Genomic DNA, 640 nt, shown 5'->3' with positions numbered 1-640 from the left:
GTACCATGTAAATCCGATGAAGAAAACGGTTAAATATGCCCCGAATATATACGTATTCGGGGCATATTTAACCGTTTTCTTCATCGGATTTACATGGTACACAACATTTTTACTTGTCCCTGGAGCTGGACATTAAAAGATGGCAATTTGCCATCTTTTTTTTAATTCCGCAATTCCCTAGTTGACTTATAGGTTTTATTACCTTATATTCTATATAACACATTGGAATTAGGGGGAATTAACATGAATACACTGCTTGTCGGAATTAACATCACAGTCATGCTCATTTTAGTTGGCGTATTGTATTATATGCAACGTAAGCATGTATCTTTTAATAAACGTGTATTTACTGCTTTAGGAGTCGGAATTATCTTCGGTCTTATATTACAATTTATTTATGAGCCTACTTCTAAAGTAATTATCGAATCAAATACCTGGTTCGGTTTAATTGGTAACGGTTATGTGAAGTTACTTCAAATGATCGTTATGCCACTTATTTTAGTATCTATTATTTCAGCATTTACAAAATTACAATTAACGAAAAACCTTGGTAAAATCAGTGGTCTTATTATCGGAATTTTAATTCTTACTACAGGAATTGCCGCAGCTGTCGGTATAGCTGCAAGCGCAGGATTTGATG

Annotated in this window: 1 protein-coding gene and 2 pseudogenes; 2 read left to right on the top strand and 1 reads right to left on the bottom strand. The window is 33.9% G+C overall.

Annotated features, from left to right (window positions below; genetic code table 11):
• Positions 1–84, bottom strand: a pseudogene (locus tag AC1DTM_RS30510) (hypothetical protein); the annotation flags it as partial.
• Here AC1DTM_RS30510 and AC1DTM_RS30505 point away from each other — a divergent pair.
• Both AC1DTM_RS30505 and AC1DTM_RS30500 read left to right on the top strand, forming a co-directional pair.
• Positions 47–136: pseudogene (locus AC1DTM_RS30505) on the top strand (DUF2626 family protein); the annotation flags it as partial. The pseudogenes AC1DTM_RS30510 and AC1DTM_RS30505 overlap by 38 nt on opposite strands.
• Positions 137–243: 107 nt before the next feature.
• On the top strand, positions 244–640 hold a 397-nt coding region (locus AC1DTM_RS30500; RefSeq protein WP_477001707.1), incomplete at its 3' end, for a cation:dicarboxylate symporter family transporter.

It is taken from the genome of Bacillus sp. P4_D3, from assembly GCF_056401855.1.
This window is presented reverse-complemented; position numbering and strand designations above follow the sequence as displayed.